Below are 15,705 nucleotides of genomic sequence, written 5' to 3'. Positions count from 1 at the left end.
GTGCAAAAACCCGCTTCCTTACAAAGAAAACATAGTCCATAGTCTAACATAAAAGAAACATCCATTCTATAGCTACCCCCCTTTTCCAATTTCTTCTGAAAAATCAACCTTTATTGACTTATAATAGTTAATAAGGTAAAATATTAAATGTACAAAATTATTAACTTTGTTTTTGTTTGTGTCAGGAGGAAAATAACATGGAATCAGCGATACAACTAGAAAGAGAACAACAAAGAAAAAAGAAACATCCTCCAGGTTTATACTTACTCTTCTTTACAGAAATGTGGGAAAGATTTAGTTACTATGGATTACGAGGATTATTAACATTATATTTAACGACAGCTTTAGTAAGCGGTGGTCTTGGGTTTAGTCCCGCATGGGCACTCTCTATTTACGGATTTTATACTGGAGCCTGTTATTTCACACCAATGATTGGTGGATACTTAACAGACCGTTTTCTAGGTAGACGAAAAGCGATCACAATTGGTGGTATAACAATGGCAATCGGTAACCTTACACTATTTGCCTTACAAAACCAAGTCGGCCTATACCTCGGATTAGCGCTTATTATTATCGGTAACGGATTCTTCAAACCAAACATCTCTACACTGGTTGGGGAATTATACGAAGAGAACGATCCAAAACGTGATAGTGCATTTACCATTTTCTATATGGGTATTAATGTCGGATCATTTTTAGCTCCACTCGTTTGCGGATTTTTATCAGAAAATTTATTCAAAACAACGGTTGATGGCGTTGTACATTACGGATTCCGTTACGGATTCTTAGCCGCTTCAATCGGAATGATTATTGGACAAATTTTATTTACAACACTATCAAATCGCTTCCTTGGTGATATCGGTAAAAAACCAACTCGCGATTTACAAACAACAGATGGACAACCATCAGTAGGAGATACACCGTTAACAAAAAAAGAAAAACAACGTACTGCAGTTATCGTCATTTTAACATGCTTCGTTGTCTTCTTCTGGGCTGGCTTTGAACAAGCTGGTAGTTCATTAACATTATATACAAACAAATTTGTAGACCGCTCTGTATTCGGATGGGAAGTTCCAACATCTTGGTTCCAATCGGTCAATCCATTATTTATTATTTTACTTGCTCCAGTCATTTCGGCATTATGGGCAAAACTTGCGACTCGCAAGCGTGGAGATTTAAAAATCCCAACTAAAATGGGACTTGGTATGATCTTGCTCGGTATCGGTTATATCATTCTCGTTATTGCTACATTAAAAACAGGTAGTGATGAACATAACATTACAGAAAAAGCAAACTTACTATTTATCGTCTTTACGTATCTTTTCCATACGTTAGGTGAGCTATTCTTATCACCTGTCGGACTATCAATGGTTAGTGCACTTGCCCCAGTAAAACTTGCTTCTTTATTAATGGGAGTATGGTTAGCAAGCTCAGGAATCGCCAACATTTTAGGTGGACAACTTGCAAGCTTCACAACTTCACTTGGATATGCTGAAGTATTTACAGTAATTGGCGCTGTAGCAATTGTATTAGGTTGTGTTTTATTATTAATTTCTAAGAAATTAGTGAAATGGATGGATTAAAAAAGATGAGGGGAAATCCCTCATCTTTTTTATGCATTCTTACCTTTTTCTATCGCTTGTTCGTACAGATTTTTATGTTCTTTATATTCACTTGGCACAAAATTCTTATAGAAGAATGCAAGCCAACTGTCTCCTTTTTTATATCCTTCTTCTCTAATTTCTGCTGCTTTTTTATTTGATTTAAATCCTTCAATAAACCATTTCTTTAACGATTCATTTTTTTCATATTTAGCAGGAACTTTCAAATCATAGTTTTCAAATGCATACTTATAGCCAGCCTTTTCTACTGCTTTTTTTGTAGATTTATAACCCTTTTCATAAGCTGTTTCATACGCCTTCACGTACACATCTTTCTCTCTATTTCCGGGGTTCTTTCCGGCTAATTCCTTACCTGCCTTTTCCCCTAGTTCAGCTTGCTCTTTTTCAATTTTTTCTGTTCTTTCTTTATTCCCTACTTGGAAACCTTCTGCAAAATTCGGCTTAAACTCTGGAGCAATTTGACTATCTTCCATCGTCTCTTGTGCTAAACCTTGCTCTTTTCCTTTTTCAAAATTCGTTTTCTTCTGCTCTTCTAAAGACCAAGATGCAGCATAAGCAGTTTTGAATGCTTCTTTATATGTATCTGATTTTCCAGCTAAATGTGATTCTGCATCATTTTTCCCCGCTTTAAAATCAATCTCTCCATTTTTTTGTCCCTCAAGCTGTCCTTTTTCCATATCAGCTTGACGTTGTGCTTCCTCTCGCTTACGTGCTTCTTCCGCTTTTCTTTGTTCTTCAGCTACACGTTGTCTCTCTGCCTCTGCTTTTCTTTGTTCCTCCGCTACACGTTGTCTCTCTTCTTCAGCTTTACGCTGCGCCTCTGCGGCACGTTGTTTTTCAGCTTCAGCATTGCGCTGCGCTTCCGCTTGTCTTTCAGCTTCTACAGCACCATTATTATTTTGACTAGGAGCTGGACTTGTTGCACCACTACTAGAAGCTGGTTTATTGTGATAATGATATTCCCCGTACTGCAATCCCCATTTTTCACAATTTGTACGACACGTATGTCCCCCATTAGCATCTGTACGTCCTGGATGCGCATAGGCTGAAATTGGAGTTACCAATAACGCTACACTTGTTGTTAAAAGAAGTTTCTTCACCTGTTGTTTCACTCTTGTTCCTCCCAAAATCTTGAATTCTAACTTTATTATACATAAATAGAAAAATACTTAAATACCAACTAAAATATTCTATTATTTCTCAACATTAGTAAAAAAGAAGGTCAACTCTTTAGAGAGTTGACCTTCTTTTTTATTTCTTCGCCTTCGTTCCTACTAAATCACCAGCAACAACATAACGTTTAGAATTATCTTTTACAGATACACATGTAATAAGCGTTATCTCATCTTTCCCATGATCTTCAACAACCTCCCATTTATCAGGAGTTACTTCAGATACACCAGTAACCGCATATTCATATTCGTTTTCATTATCATACAAATAAACTTTATCGCCTTTTTTTAGAGACGCTATATCACTAAATAAAACACCTTTTTTAGACATGTTATGTCCTGCTAATGCATAGTTCCCTTTTCCCATTACTTGATTTTCTTTTACTGTTGCTGCACCTGATAATAAGTTTTTCTCAGTAGAAGATTTTAAAACAGGAAGTTCTAATGAAACACTCGGAATCGAAATACGACCAATTACTTGTTTCTTATCTAAAGATGCGTTCGCTACTTCTGCCAAGTCTGGTTGATTAATTTTCGAAGCATCTACAAATTCTGTCTCATGTTTTTCATAATCCATTTTTTGAACAGCCTGTACATTTTCAGTCTGTTTCTTTTCAGCTTGATATCCATCATAAAATGGTTTGCCGATTAATACACCACCTACAACAAATAGGAGGATTGCTACTATACTATAAATTCTTTGCTTATTCATATACAATTCCTTTCCGTTACAAAATCTTACTCTATTTAAAATGATAAGATAATATTGCTATATGTACAAGTGTAAGCTGAAAAGAAACCTTCTTGCTGATGCAAGAAGGTTTCTTTTTAAGCGATTTTATTTCGATATAAAGATACGTGGAAAATTGTCATTTGAATAAAGAAAATACTAAATGCAATATATATTGGATATGCAGGAACATATAGATTAGCAATTGGAGAAAGCGTTAAAAAACCAACCGCACAAGGCAACACGTACCATAGTGACATAAATGTAGTACGACAAGCCTTTTCTGTAATCGCCTTTTCCCGCTCGTCTTCTTGAGGAAATAACAGTGGAAACATCCAATATGATAGCTCTTTATATTTTTTCTTTTGAATTTTATAAAGAACAGTCGATACAATACCAAATATTAAAAGCAATCCTATTGGCATTAAACTCACCGAAACTTCAAATGGTAACCTCTTCGTTTGAATAAAATTAGCAACTTCGATAGTAAAATAATATAACTCAATAAATGCCCAACCTGCTAATACCATTAAGAGTACATTCAACATATAGGAAAATACAAGTCTATTCATCCTCTTCCCCCTCCTTATTTAAAACAAACACATCTTCCATCTTGAGCTCGAACACATCGCAAATCATAAGCGCTAATAACAATGAAGGAACATAATCCCCTTTTTCAATTGCAGCAATCGTTTGTCTCGTCACTCCAACCTTTTCTGCTAATACACTTTGCGAAAAATTAAACCGCGCTCTTAATTCCTTCACTCTATTTAAAATGGTCAAATTTACCACCTCTCACCATCATTGTATGCTATACTTAACAAAATGTAAACTCAACTTAACATTGTTTTTATAAAAAAATCCAACTCTACGTATTGTAAAGTTGGATTACGTGTTAGTTTAAAATTGTAACTTTAACGATTTTTCTTCCCCATTGACTAGAAGACCCTTTATCAGGCATTAACACATCAATTCTGTTACCTTTAATCGCTCCACCAGTATCTGCTGCAATTGCGACTCCATAACCTTCAACATTTACAGTTTTACCTAATGGAATAACTTTTGGATCTACAGCAATTAATTTCATTCCTGGGTTTGCAGTTAGATTATAACCTTTACCACCTGGTCCCCATGCAGAGAATACTTGTTGACCTGGTGCATAACCATTTTCCCCTGGATCAGCTGTATAAGCTGTAGCTTCTACATAAATTTCTTTCCCACCAGCAGTTGGCTTAGGAGATGGTTCAGGTTGTGGAGGTTCTACCTTCGAATTATTATTAGTAACTGGTTCAGCTGGTTTATCAGCTGGTTTACTAGCTTTTGCTTGCTTTTGCTTTTCAGCAATTTCCGCTTGCGCTTTCGCTAAAGCTTCTTGTTCAGCCTTTGCAGCTGCCTCCGCTTTTGCACGCTCTTCTGCTGCAATTCTTGCTGCTTCTTGCTCACGAGCAATCGTTTCTTGTACTGCCTTCATGTTTGATTCGATTTTAGCCTTTTCTTCTGCAGCTAAATTAAGTTGGCTTGCAACCTGATTATATTTAGCTTGAACTGTTTGTAAGTTAGCTTGACGCTTTTTCAAGTTATCTTGCAAATCAGCTTGTGCTTTTGCTAATTTTTGTTTGTCTACTACTAAAGATGCTTCTTTTTCGTCAATTGTTTTCTTGTCTGCTTCAATTTGACGAAGATCTTGTTCCTGTAGACGTAAAATTTCTTTATCAGCTTCTAAAATAGTAGAAACTGCGTTCATACGTTGTAAGAAATCTGCAAAGTTTTTTGACTCTACTACAACTTCTACTACTAAACTTGTATTTGAACTGTTTTGAACAGAAACCATACGTTTTCTCATAATATCTTTACGAGCAAGGACTTTATCCTCTAAAACGACAATTTCTTCCTTTTTTTGCTCAATCTGCTTATGTGTTTCATCAATTTTACGTTGAATAGCAGCTTGATCCTCTTTATTTTTTGCAATTGTATTATTTAAATTATGTAGTTCGTTTTCGATACCTTGAATTTCTTTACTAACAGCTTGCTTCTCTTGCTCTTTCTTTTGCATTTCTGCATCGTTTTGCTGCAATTGCTGTTGCATGTTGTTAAGTTTCTCGTCGTTTGACTCTGCTTTAACAGCGACTGTACTAGAAAGACTTATAATTCCTGCTAATACTAGACTACTGATTCGCTTAAAATAGTTCATAATCCGACTCCCTTCTTATACAGTTATACATGATTTATTTTACAGTTTGTTTACAATACCATTAAATACAGTTTATTTTTCATGACGAAAAAAAGGGAATTATGCATAAAATGTAATAGATTCTTAAATATTTAACAATTCCTATATTTAAAAATTATAAAAGATGCTAAAATCCAAATATAGAGAAAATATAACTTCTAAAGGCGGTTGAAATAAATATATGTTTACTCAAAAGAAATCACTCCAACATAAAATTGATCAATTAGAAAGTCGTATACAAGAACTAGAAGCAGAATTAAAACAAAAGGATATCGAACAACAAGAGACTATTTCTTCTATCCACGATCGTGTACAAAGCGTTGTTCAAGAGCATCAACTTGTAAATAACCAGCACAATACACTTCAAAATTTAGTTCAACAATTAAGCTCATGTTTCGAAAATGTTTCAACACGCACTACACATTCCAATGAATTAAATAATGAAATGTTACAAAAAGAACAAAGCTTAATTCAATCTATTGAAGAAATCATTGACTGCTCTAATGAAGGAAAAGAATCTGTTCACCGTTTACTTATTGTAATTAACAAATTAGGCGAACAATCTCAACGTACGTCTAATAGTATGAATCATTTAAGTGAACGCTCAAAAGAAATCGAGCAAATTGTAGAAGTCATTCAAAACATTGCAGCACAAACAAATTTACTTGCTTTAAATGCAAGCATTGAAGCTGCACGTGCTGGTGAACATGGTAAAGGATTCGCTGTCGTTGCCAATGAAGTAAGAAAATTAGCTGAAAGTACAGCTGAAAGTACAAAAAACATTGGCAACTTAACGAAAAAAATTCAAGAAGAAATTGAAAAAGCATACGATAATACAAAAGATAATTTGCATTTAGTCGATGAAGGTGTAGAAATGAGTGCCGATACAAACGCTAGAATTGAAAATATTTTAATTATGATTCAAACGTTACAAAACGGTGCTACTAATGTTATTAAAGCTATTGAAAACCAAAAGTCTTGTAATGATGATATATTACGAGAATTCGCTACTACACAACAAATGTTCCAAAAGTTAAATACTACTATTATGAATCACATTCATGATGCTGAGAAAGTCGATGTTCAATTAACGAAAAGTCTTGAAGAAACAGCAGTTTCTCATTAATAATAAAAATCCCTTATACTGCTATAAGGGATTTTTATTATATTTCGAATATTTATTTCTTCTCAATATTCATCCGTATCTTTGTTATAATGGACAAGTTGTTTCTTTCGACTATTAAACAAGGAGGTTATTATGGAACAATTTTACTACATTTTAAAATATTTAATTCTTGGTCTGTTCCAAGGACTAACAGAACCGATTCCGATTTCTTCAAGTGGTCACCTCGTTTTAGCACAGCATTTGCTAGGACTAAAAATCGAAGGGTTTAGCTTTGAACTACTTGTTAATTCAGCTTCATTATTAGCTGTATTACTTATTTATAGAAATGATTTAATTCGTCTAACGAAGAATGGTCTATCTTATATATTTACAAGAGCAGAAGATGCAAAATCAGATTTCTTCTTTATTATTTACCTTGTTATTGCGACCATTCCAGCAGGTGTTATTGGTGTTTTATTTAAAGATTACATCGATCAATACTTAAAAGGTGTGAAAATGGTTGGGATTTCCCTTCTTATTACCGCTGTCGGTCTTTGGATTATTAGAAACTTGCGTGGACGTAAAAATGATGGCGACCTTTCTATGAAAGACGCAATTATTGTCGGCCTAGCACAAGCTTGCGCACTAATTCCTGGAATCAGCCGATCAGGTGCAACAATCGTAGCAGCGATGTTACTTGGTATGAAGCAAGAAACGGCTCTTCGTTTCTCATTCTTACTATATATCCCTGTTAGCTTAGGTGGTTTATTACTAAGTATTACAGACATTGCAAAAGATCCAAATCTAGATACACTATTCGTACCATATATCGTTGCATTTATCGCAACATTTATCATGACGTATATTTCATTAAAATGGTTTATGAACATTATGGCAAAAGGAAATTTAAAATATTTCTCTTTCTATTGCATTATCGTAGGTGTACTTACTCTTATTTTCTTATAAGGTGAAACTTACAAATCAAAAAGCGAGTCATTCTATTACACTAGAACGACTCGTTTTTTTATGCATATACTTTCTTTTCTTGACAATACAAACGAATAACATGTTTATTTTGTTGAAATACATCATGCGTTAGGCGGATAATAATAAAATTTCGTTTTATTTGATCATCATGAACAAAAATCTGTTCTCCCTCTTGAAAACGCCACGCACTTTCAAAAGTTGTAATATGATCCCCACTTACAGAAAAAAGCTCATATCGCATATTTTGTACCCTCTCTCAACTTATAATAATCATAATATCATTATATTAAATTTAGTATAACTTAATTCCGTTGAAATTTGTAATTTTTTCTATTTCGAAATATTTTAATTTTGTTTTACGCTTCTTTTAACGTTATAATGATAAACGAATTTTCATTGAAAGGAGCTTCATTTTGACTGCATATATATTTCCAATAAAAACAGCATTTATTTTATTTCCTATTTTAGCAATGTTCCTCTTAATACCTTTTTTAATATTTAACTACCGAAAGTACGGTTATTTAAATAAATGGCGTTCATTTATTTTGTACTCATTATTACTTTACTTATTAAATGCCTATTTTCTTGTGATTTTGCCGTTACCACAAACATATGATACTTGTAGCCTACAACCGGCTAATACACAACACATGCAACTATCACCATTTTATTTCATACAAGAAATTAGTAATCATACTTCGGCAATTTTAACGAAACCAGCTACTTATTTCTACCTATTAAAAGAATCTGCGTTTTTACAAGTAGCATTTAACGTTCTATTAACCGTTCCATTCGGTATTTACTTACGGTATTATTTCCGACGTAGTTTCTTACAAACAATTTGTATTTCTTTTTGTCTTTCACTCTTTTTCGAGCTAACACAAGTGACTGGACTATACGGTATATACAATTGTGCGTACCGCTTATTTGATATAGATGATCTGTTTTTAAATACATTAGGCGGCGTAATCGGCTTTATCATTGCACCAATTTTTACGTACTTCCTTCCGAAAGCAAGCGAATTAGATAGTCATATTGATTTGGAAACGAAACCAGTCGGATTCGTTCGTCGCTTTATCGCGATGCAAATTGATTGGATTTTCTTATCCATCGTTGTACCTGTCATTAAAAACAAAGGAAATTCTTTCTTTGTTTCTAATATTCAATCTTACACGAACATATACGAACTCATTTTCATAACGTGTTCGATCTTTATTTACTTTATTATCATTCCATACTTTACGAATGGAAAGACAATCGGTAAAGCATTGCTTCGTATTTACGTGAAAGGACAATCAGATCGTATTACGTTGAAGGAACTATTCATCCGTTATGGTATATTCTATTTCGTTTTAGGTGGAATCAATTATATTCTTTCTAGTAGCTCTATCTTAAATCTTAAAGAGCCTTTAGTATTAGTAGTTATATTATTATTCCAACTCGTAATTAACGGTCTATTTATTATTCATGTTTTATTACATGTATTTAGTCGTGATAAGTTACTATTTTACGAGCGAATTAGTCAAACAAGAAATGCGATCGTACTAAAAAAAGCTGACAAGTAATACTTTGTCAGCTTTTTTTCATAATCGTAAATAACTTTTCTGTGTAAGGATTTGAAAACATTTCTGCTTCATCTAATAATTTCCTCACCTTTAGAAACGAATGCAATTCTGGATATATATTTTGTAATTTTTCGTACGTTAACGTATGCATTTTTCCCCAATGCGGGCGTCCTTCATACTTTAGAAAAATTTTCTCCACCTCACCAAAATAAGCAGCATACTTCATACCTTTATACATATGAACAGCTATATACGCAGAATCTCTTCCATACGCTGGACTGAGCCATATATCATCCCTTTTCACATAACGGCATTCAATTGGGAAGTGCACTTTATACTTTTTCTTTTCAATAAGGTTTGAAATTTCTTCTACAACGGCCTGCATATACTTTGAAGGAACACTATACTCCATTTCATAAAATGGAACCGCACGCGATGTAGCAAATACTTCATAACTCGGACCAATTATTTTTGTATTCGGTACAGCTTTAGCTGATAATCGACTTACTCCTTTACTTATAGAAGGAAACCATTTACATCCTTTAGATAACAAAGAGAACATCTTATTTTCAAGTAACTCTACCTTTAGTTTATGCCATTTCAAATCACTTTTTTTACCCGTTGTTTCGTTTGTAATTTTCACTTGCACTTCATCTGAATAAGGAAAAACAAAAAATTCAAAATGGCGATTCTTCTTATATTCTTCTAGCTTGTTCATTACAGTAGATAATGACTGTTTTTCACTTTTATAAACGAGTGAATAGGCTGGAATAACCTTCAGTTTTATTTTTACAATGATACCTAACATCCCAAGCGACAACTGAAAAGCTCTCCAATATTGTACATTCTCCGTTTCCGAACAAACTATACTCTCACCTGTAGATAAAACTGCGGTAATCTCTATAACTTGTGTTGATAAACTTCCAAAGGTAATACCCGTTCCATGCGTCCCCGTACTAATTGCTCCTGCGATAGATTGCGAATCAATATCCCCTAAATTTTCTTGCGCATAACCTTTTTCCTCAAGTAACTTCCCTAGCTCATGTAACTTTGTTCCTGCCCATACTTCGGCAACCATTTCTTCCGTATCAATATTCACAGTTCCCTTCAATTCATCTAAAGAAACTAAAATTTCTTCCGTTTGCACAAGAGGTGTAAACGAGTGTCCTGAACCGACAACACGAATTTTCTTCCCTTCTTTTCGTGCAAGCTCTACAACTTCTACTACATCTTGTATACTTTCTGGATACATCGTATAATGCGGTGTTCCTTCTACATTCCCTGTCCAATTTCTCCATTTTTGTCCCTTTATAGAAAGCATTGGCCATCCCCCCGATATGTTGAATACTTCCCAATAATCTCTCCTTCTTTCACACGATATAAAAACGGAAACCGCTCACATAACTCTCCAGCTTTACTATGGCGAAACAAGATACAATCTCCTATTTCTACTCGTTCCTCACCGTTATAGAAAATCGGTGTTTGCACTTCACCAGCACCTTCTAAAGCTAATAGTTTGGCACCATCTGGCCTCCAAATCTCAGGTTCTTTATCTTTCCCGATTGCTCCTGAGGCCATATATCCACCACCTAAACAAGTGTAAATTGTTGGTGCTGGTTTACGCACAACTGGTAAAGCAAATCCGACAGCTGGATGAAATTGCACCTCTTTATAATAATCAAACAGCTTCGGGGCATAAAAAGCCGAACCTATTGTAATCTCTGAAACTGAATGATCTTGCTCAGTTGTTTTTATACTTCCTGTGCCTCCCCCATTTACAAACCTTAGTTCAATACCTAGATTTTGTATTTCTTTTACGATATGTCCTCTTCTTTCTTTAACTTCTAACACTGATTTCTTCTTTAAATATGAAATCACTTTACTTTTCGCTCGTTGATTCGGTATGTGATCTCCTACCCCAGCAATTTGGGCTTCATATCCCATTACACCATCTAGTATTAAAAATGATGATTCTTTCAATCTTTTTACTATTTTCAAAGCACCTTGCACATCTTTTACCGGTGATCTTTTGACCCCAAAATGGAACTTAAAAAAAAGACTACTCATATCAATATCTAAGCAAACACGAAAACATCCTTTAGACTTCTCAGCAATTTTTTCTAAATAAACAATATGATCTTCACAATCCACCATACAAGTTATAATGAGCCCTTGCTTTGTTAGCAAACTTATTTCATGTAACGCTCTTTCATCATAAGCAGGATATCCGAGCAATAAATCATTGAATCCTTGTTCAATTAAAAATAAAGCTTCCCTAGGTGAAAAACACATAATACCTTGAAATCGTTCATTTGCAGCTAAAATCTTTTGCATAACCGGAACAGAACGTAACGATTTACTCGCTATACGAATCTTCTTATTGCCACTTAATTCTATAATCAATTGAATATTTCTATCTAAAGCTACTTCATCCAAAAATGCACACGGTAATGGAACTTCTTTAAAAATTCCTCGATCCACATTTTTCTCTCCTCTTCTCTATATGTCTTATACATATTGGAAAGAAAGTTGGAATCTCCTCTACAAAATAAAAAAGTTTCTTCCTATTTAAGAAGAAACTTTTTTAGGACTACTTCATAGAAATAGTTGCTGCTACTGGATAATGATCAGAATAATCATCATACGTATATTTTTTGAGCCATGATGTAACAGTCCACTGTGGAGATTTCGGTTGTAACACTTTATTCTCTACAAATGACGGGTTCGCATGGTCTTTACTTGCAATAATATAATCTAAATACTCGGCAGGGCTATCAGGGAAATTATATTTTGCAATACTGTTTGTCGTCGCATCCCAAGTTGCTGTATGTCCCGTATAAGATGGAATAGAAGCGTGCAATGTTTTGAACATCGATGCGTACTCTGAGTCACTATTGTTCTCAGCATTTATTTTATTCACGTTCATATCACCACCAAATAGGACGTACTCGTCATTTGGTATATTCTTATTTTTAATAAAATCTTGAATTTCTTTTAGCTGGTTTGTACGTACAGATGCAGGTGAAGTTTTTCCGCACATACTATCTTCAGCCTGCAAATGCGTCCCAATTACATGAACGAAATGATCATTTTTCTTAATTTTCGTGTATACAAATCCTTTATTCGATAAATTATCCGGTCCGCATCCTTGTGCAAATACATATTGAACCTTTTCAACGATCGGCCATTTGCTCACGATTGCAACGCCTCCATCTTCAGGCGTTGAAGATGAATAACTACCTAACGTTTTATCCCATTCATTTCCGTTACTACGACCTAATACAGCTGTTTGATTTGGGTATTCTTTCTTCAAATTTCCTAAAAGGCGATCTGAAGCACTATTATCAAACACTTCATTTAATATAACAACGTCTTGATTTTTAATATAATCTGCCGCCCCAATTAAATCAGCACGCTGACTTTGTCCCCAATTCGGATATAAGTTAGTTGATAGCATGTACACGTTATGCGTCATCACTTTCAAAATGTTGTTTTGATCTGTAGACGTATCTGCTTGAGCTGAAGATCCTCCGTATAAAACTCCTAAACCAATCCCAAGGCTAAGTACACCTTTTAGCAATTTACCTTTCACGTTCCATCCCTCCATATGTATAGTATTGAACTACTCACCACTTAACGTCCTTACGGACTGTTTGAAGTGGGAGATTCCTAAGTACAGAAGCCTAATGGCTTCTAATTCATTAGGCTATCCCCGTAGTTCCTACGGTTAGAAGCCTTAAAGCTTCATTTTTAAGATTGATACTTGCGTTAATATCTCTGTCGTGATGACTATTGCACTCAGGACAATCCCATTCACGAAGATTTAGATTCTTAACGTCTTTATTTTGATACCCACAACAAGAACATAATTGGCTTGAAGCAAATGTTTTGGATACCAGAATGACTTGTTTTCCATACCATTTTGCCTTGTATTCTAGCAACGTTCTAAATTGTGACCAAGATACTTCACTAATCGCTTTTGCTAACTTATGATTTTTTAACATATTCGATACTTGCAAATCTTCTATACCGATAACATCGTGGTTTTTGATGATTTCAGTTGAGATTTTGTCCAAGTAATCTTTTCTAGCATTAGCTATGTATTCATGAATTCTAGCTACCCTTACTCGTTGTTTATTCCAGCGAGAAGATCCTTTCATTCTTCTAGAAAGAACGCGCTGTGCTTTTGCCAACTTCTCTTCCAATGAGCGAAAAAATTTAGGGTTTTTATAGGTTGTTCCATCTGACAAAATGGCGAAATCTTTTAATCCTACATCCATTCCAATATAAGAATGTGTTTTCGGAAGTTCTTGCACTTCTGTTTCAACTAACAATGACACAAAGTATCTGCCAGAAGGGTTCCGTCTAACCGTAGCATTTAAAATACGTCCCTTTATTTCACGACTTTTGGCAAATCGAACAAGACCTAGTTTCGGCAATTTCATTTTGTTTCCGACAACAGCAATGTTTTCATTTGTTTGTTTTGTGGTATAAGATTGTACGTTGTTCTTTTTAGATTTGAAACGCGGGGCACTGTTTTGTTTTTTAAAAAAGCGTGTATAAGCATCCACAAGGTTGCGAACAGACGATTGAATAGCAATACTATCCACTTCTTTTAGCCAAACAAACTCTTTCTTCATGGCAGGAAGTTTGGCAGAGCATGTACCATATGTCAAACCTTTTCCTGTTTCTTTGTATGCATTATCCCATAGAGATAGGAAGTGATTGAATACAAAACGAGAACAACCAATCGTTTTATTGATCAGGATCGCTTGTGCTTTATTTGGATAGATACGAAATTTATACGCTTTATTGATCATCCTTCATTTCACCTCCATTTCGATATATTTCCATTATATACCAAACGCACATTCGATAGTTAGTTAAGTGATTATGACAAATTATCCGGTAACACTTTACATATGTCGAACAATTAAGATGACTTCCTGCCATCTCTTGTTCGAAGCCAATTCATCTCCCACCTACTCGCTGGGCTACGCCCTTCACGCTCCTTGAGGAAGGAGTCTTCTTGGCTAAATTGATAAAAAGGTCAAATACTCTATTGTGAGATTTGACCTTTTTTAAATACTTAACGATCTCCGTACGTATCAAACCAAAGCTGAATGTATCCAGCAGTAACACGTTGTGCATCCATTAATCGCTTACCTGTCATTGGCGTAACTTCAGCGCGCCATTTATCTGCATATTCTTGTGACACAGCTGCTTTTACGAACCAATCTTTCGTATTATCATTTACAATTCCAGAGTAATCTTGTTTCGCTACTACTGCCGCTCCATGAATCCACTCTTCTGGATTTGTACCTTTCCAGTTCCAATATCCATTTCCATCCGTCACTTTATAATTATCTTTTATCGTATCTACAAAGTTTTCATATTTAGAATGGAATCCTTGTGGATACGAAAGATTTGTAAAGTTTGCTGCATGCATCGGTTGGTTTACATCTCCTAAATAATGAAGAGATAATCCTAAATAGAAGAATGCTTGTTTCATATCTTTATTTTTATATGATTCACCAGCTAATTTAAAATATTTAGCGCCAGTTTCTTTTGCCTGCTTTGCAAATGGAATATATGTTTTTCCATTGTCTGGATCATAGAAATGTGAAGCAAATGTGCTATTATCATAATAAGGATTTTCATAGTCAGCAGCATAAATACCGTTCTCTAACTCCGTACGCCATTCATTTAATTGTGCAACTCGATCTTGTTTTACAAGTGTTGTATTGCGAGACATAATATCAATCGCACGGTTTACAATCCATAAATGAGAATTTACGCCTTCTTTATGTTTATCTTCAGCAGACCAGCGGTGAACTATTTTTATTTTACTTCCCCCATCGTTTTCATGAGCAAATGCAACGCTTTGTAAAGGAGCTACTACTGTAATAGCTGCTGCTAAAGCAAGTACTTTCTTTTTCATCTGAAATCCTCCATTTTATAATCGAATTATTGTAAACTTTTTGTTAGGATCCTATGATGTCATCCGGTTAACCTATGACTAGAATATCCCACCTTTCATGAAATTTCTATTACTAAATCAAAATATTCAAATGTTCATATCATTATAACTTTATACACAGTGAATATAATGAATGAATACACTTTCATTTTAATAAACTATTATTAAGGCTTATCTAAACTAATGTAAAAAAAGAGTAAAGCTGAACTGCACCCCAATTGTTAGACACAGTCTAACAATTGGAGGTGCAGTTTTTCTATGGCTAAATTTACAGCTGATGAAAAAATACAAATCGTTCTACGTTATTTGAACGG

General features: G+C 34.6%; 14 protein-coding genes and 1 pseudogene. 4 read left to right on the top strand and 11 right to left on the bottom strand.

Going from position 1 to position 15,705, the window contains the following annotated elements; all coding sequences use genetic code 11:
• The first annotated feature begins 197 nt into the window (after positions 1-197).
• The gene (locus tag ACTFNE_RS26470) at positions 198-1,583 is read left to right on the top strand and encodes a peptide MFS transporter (RefSeq protein ID WP_000443147.1); all 1,386 of its coding nucleotides are present in this window, start codon (positions 198-200) and stop codon (positions 1,581-1,583) included.
• A gap of 29 nt (positions 1,584-1,612) precedes the next feature.
• Here the strand turns inward: ACTFNE_RS26470 and ACTFNE_RS26465 are convergent, their stop codons facing one another.
• The 5 genes from ACTFNE_RS26465 to ACTFNE_RS26445 form a co-directional block, all read right to left on the bottom strand.
• On the bottom strand, positions 1,613-2,734 hold the full coding sequence (locus ACTFNE_RS26465) for a YHYH domain-containing protein (protein ID WP_270706253.1): 1,122 nt from the start codon (positions 2,732-2,734) through the stop codon (positions 1,613-1,615).
• Between the two features lie 139 nt (positions 2,735-2,873).
• A complete protein-coding gene (locus ACTFNE_RS26460; RefSeq protein WP_046197154.1) occupies positions 2,874-3,506 on the bottom strand; it encodes a class A sortase in 633 nt (210 codons plus the stop codon).
• 116 nt (positions 3,507-3,622) lie between these two features.
• A complete protein-coding gene (locus ACTFNE_RS26455) occupies positions 3,623-4,096 on the bottom strand; it encodes a hypothetical protein (RefSeq protein WP_046197155.1) in 474 nt (157 codons plus the stop codon).
• Entirely contained in the window at positions 4,089-4,307 is a 219-nt protein-coding gene (locus ACTFNE_RS26450) for a helix-turn-helix transcriptional regulator (RefSeq protein WP_046197156.1), read from the bottom strand. The genes ACTFNE_RS26455 and ACTFNE_RS26450 overlap by 8 nt, the downstream gene beginning before the upstream one ends.
• 112 nt (positions 4,308-4,419) lie before the next feature.
• A complete protein-coding gene (locus ACTFNE_RS26445; protein ID WP_046197157.1) occupies positions 4,420-5,715 on the bottom strand; it encodes a 3D domain-containing protein in 1,296 nt (431 codons plus the stop codon).
• A gap of 631 nt (positions 5,716-6,346) precedes the next feature.
• Here ACTFNE_RS26445 and ACTFNE_RS26440 point away from each other — a divergent pair.
• Both ACTFNE_RS26440 and ACTFNE_RS26435 read left to right on the top strand, forming a co-directional pair.
• Positions 6,347-6,880 (top strand): annotated as a pseudogene (locus tag ACTFNE_RS26440) (methyl-accepting chemotaxis protein); the annotation flags it as partial.
• Positions 6,881-7,012: 132 nt separating this feature from the next.
• Entirely contained in the window at positions 7,013-7,825 is an 813-nt protein-coding gene (locus tag ACTFNE_RS26435) for an undecaprenyl-diphosphate phosphatase (protein ID WP_000434782.1), read from the top strand.
• A gap of 58 nt (positions 7,826-7,883) precedes the next feature.
• On the opposite strand, the gene ACTFNE_RS26430 is transcribed toward ACTFNE_RS26435, so the two are convergent.
• Positions 7,884-8,087, bottom strand: coding sequence for a hypothetical protein (locus tag ACTFNE_RS26430; RefSeq protein WP_001268330.1), 204 nt, complete (start codon positions 8,085-8,087; stop codon positions 7,884-7,886).
• A gap of 172 nt (positions 8,088-8,259) precedes the next feature.
• Between ACTFNE_RS26430 and ACTFNE_RS26425 the strand changes: the two genes are divergently transcribed.
• Positions 8,260-9,411, top strand: a complete 1,152-nt coding sequence (locus ACTFNE_RS26425; protein ID WP_000127970.1) for a VanZ family protein — start codon at positions 8,260-8,262, stop codon at positions 9,409-9,411.
• A gap of 7 nt (positions 9,412-9,418) precedes the next feature.
• Here the strand turns inward: ACTFNE_RS26425 and ACTFNE_RS26420 are convergent, their stop codons facing one another.
• The 5 genes from ACTFNE_RS26420 to cerA all read right to left on the bottom strand — a co-directional run bounded on the left by ACTFNE_RS26420 (position 9,419) and on the right by cerA (position 15,352).
• On the bottom strand, positions 9,419-10,732 hold the full coding sequence (locus ACTFNE_RS26420; protein ID WP_270706252.1) for a D-arabinono-1,4-lactone oxidase: 1,314 nt from the start codon (positions 10,730-10,732) through the stop codon (positions 9,419-9,421).
• Positions 10,720-11,892, bottom strand: coding sequence for an amino acid deaminase/aldolase (locus ACTFNE_RS26415; protein ID WP_000373739.1), 1,173 nt, complete (start codon positions 11,890-11,892; stop codon positions 10,720-10,722). Before ACTFNE_RS26415 ends, ACTFNE_RS26420 begins: the two co-directional genes overlap by 13 nt.
• Before the next feature lie 109 nt (positions 11,893-12,001).
• Positions 12,002-13,018, bottom strand: a complete 1,017-nt coding sequence (sph, locus tag ACTFNE_RS26410) for a sphingomyelinase C (protein WP_254796425.1) — start codon at positions 13,016-13,018, stop codon at positions 12,002-12,004.
• Positions 13,019-13,112: 94 nt separating this feature from the next.
• Positions 13,113-14,231 carry an IS200/IS605 family element RNA-guided endonuclease TnpB gene (gene tnpB, locus ACTFNE_RS26405; protein WP_046197160.1) on the bottom strand — a complete coding sequence of 373 codons (1,119 nt, stop codon included), beginning with the start codon at positions 14,229-14,231 and terminating at the stop codon, positions 13,113-13,115.
• A 269-nt stretch (positions 14,232-14,500) separates the two neighbouring features.
• Positions 14,501-15,352, bottom strand: coding sequence for a phospholipase CerA (gene cerA, locus ACTFNE_RS26400; RefSeq protein ID WP_000731014.1), 852 nt, complete (start codon positions 15,350-15,352; stop codon positions 14,501-14,503).
• Positions 15,353-15,705: the final 353 nt, after the last annotated feature.

This window comes from Bacillus cereus group sp. MYBKT111-2 (assembly GCF_051915205.1).
GTDB classification, from domain to species: Bacteria; Bacillota; Bacilli; order Bacillales; family Bacillaceae_G; genus Bacillus_A; species Bacillus_A paranthracis.
The sequence above is the reverse complement of the archived record's forward strand: the minus strand, read 5'-3'. Positions and strand labels throughout refer to the sequence as shown.

Bases quoted from the DNA above. Each gene is read 5' to 3' on its own strand.
- ACTFNE_RS26470 (WP_000443147.1), top strand. From the start codon at position 198: ATGGAATCAGCGATACAACTAGAAAGAGAACAACAAAGAAAAAAGAAA.
- ACTFNE_RS26460 (WP_046197154.1), bottom strand. From the start codon at position 3,506: ATGAATAAGCAAAGAATTTATAGTATAGTAGCAATCCTCCTATTTGTT.
- ACTFNE_RS26455 (WP_046197155.1), bottom strand. From the start codon at position 4,096: ATGAATAGACTTGTATTTTCCTATATGTTGAATGTACTCTTAATGGTA.
- ACTFNE_RS26445 (WP_046197157.1), bottom strand. From the start codon at position 5,715: ATGAACTATTTTAAGCGAATCAGTAGTCTAGTATTAGCAGGAATTATA.
- ACTFNE_RS26435 (WP_000434782.1), top strand. From the start codon at position 7,013: ATGGAACAATTTTACTACATTTTAAAATATTTAATTCTTGGTCTGTTC.
- ACTFNE_RS26430 (WP_001268330.1), bottom strand. From the start codon at position 8,087: ATGCGATATGAGCTTTTTTCTGTAAGTGGGGATCATATTACAACTTTT.
- ACTFNE_RS26420 (WP_270706252.1), bottom strand. From the start codon at position 10,732: ATGCTTTCTATAAAGGGACAAAAATGGAGAAATTGGACAGGGAATGTA.
- sph (WP_254796425.1), bottom strand. From the start codon at position 13,018: ATGGAGGGATGGAACGTGAAAGGTAAATTGCTAAAAGGTGTACTTAGC.
- tnpB (WP_046197160.1), bottom strand. From the start codon at position 14,231: ATGATCAATAAAGCGTATAAATTTCGTATCTATCCAAATAAAGCACAA.
- cerA (WP_000731014.1), bottom strand. From the start codon at position 15,352: ATGAAAAAGAAAGTACTTGCTTTAGCAGCAGCTATTACAGTAGTAGCT.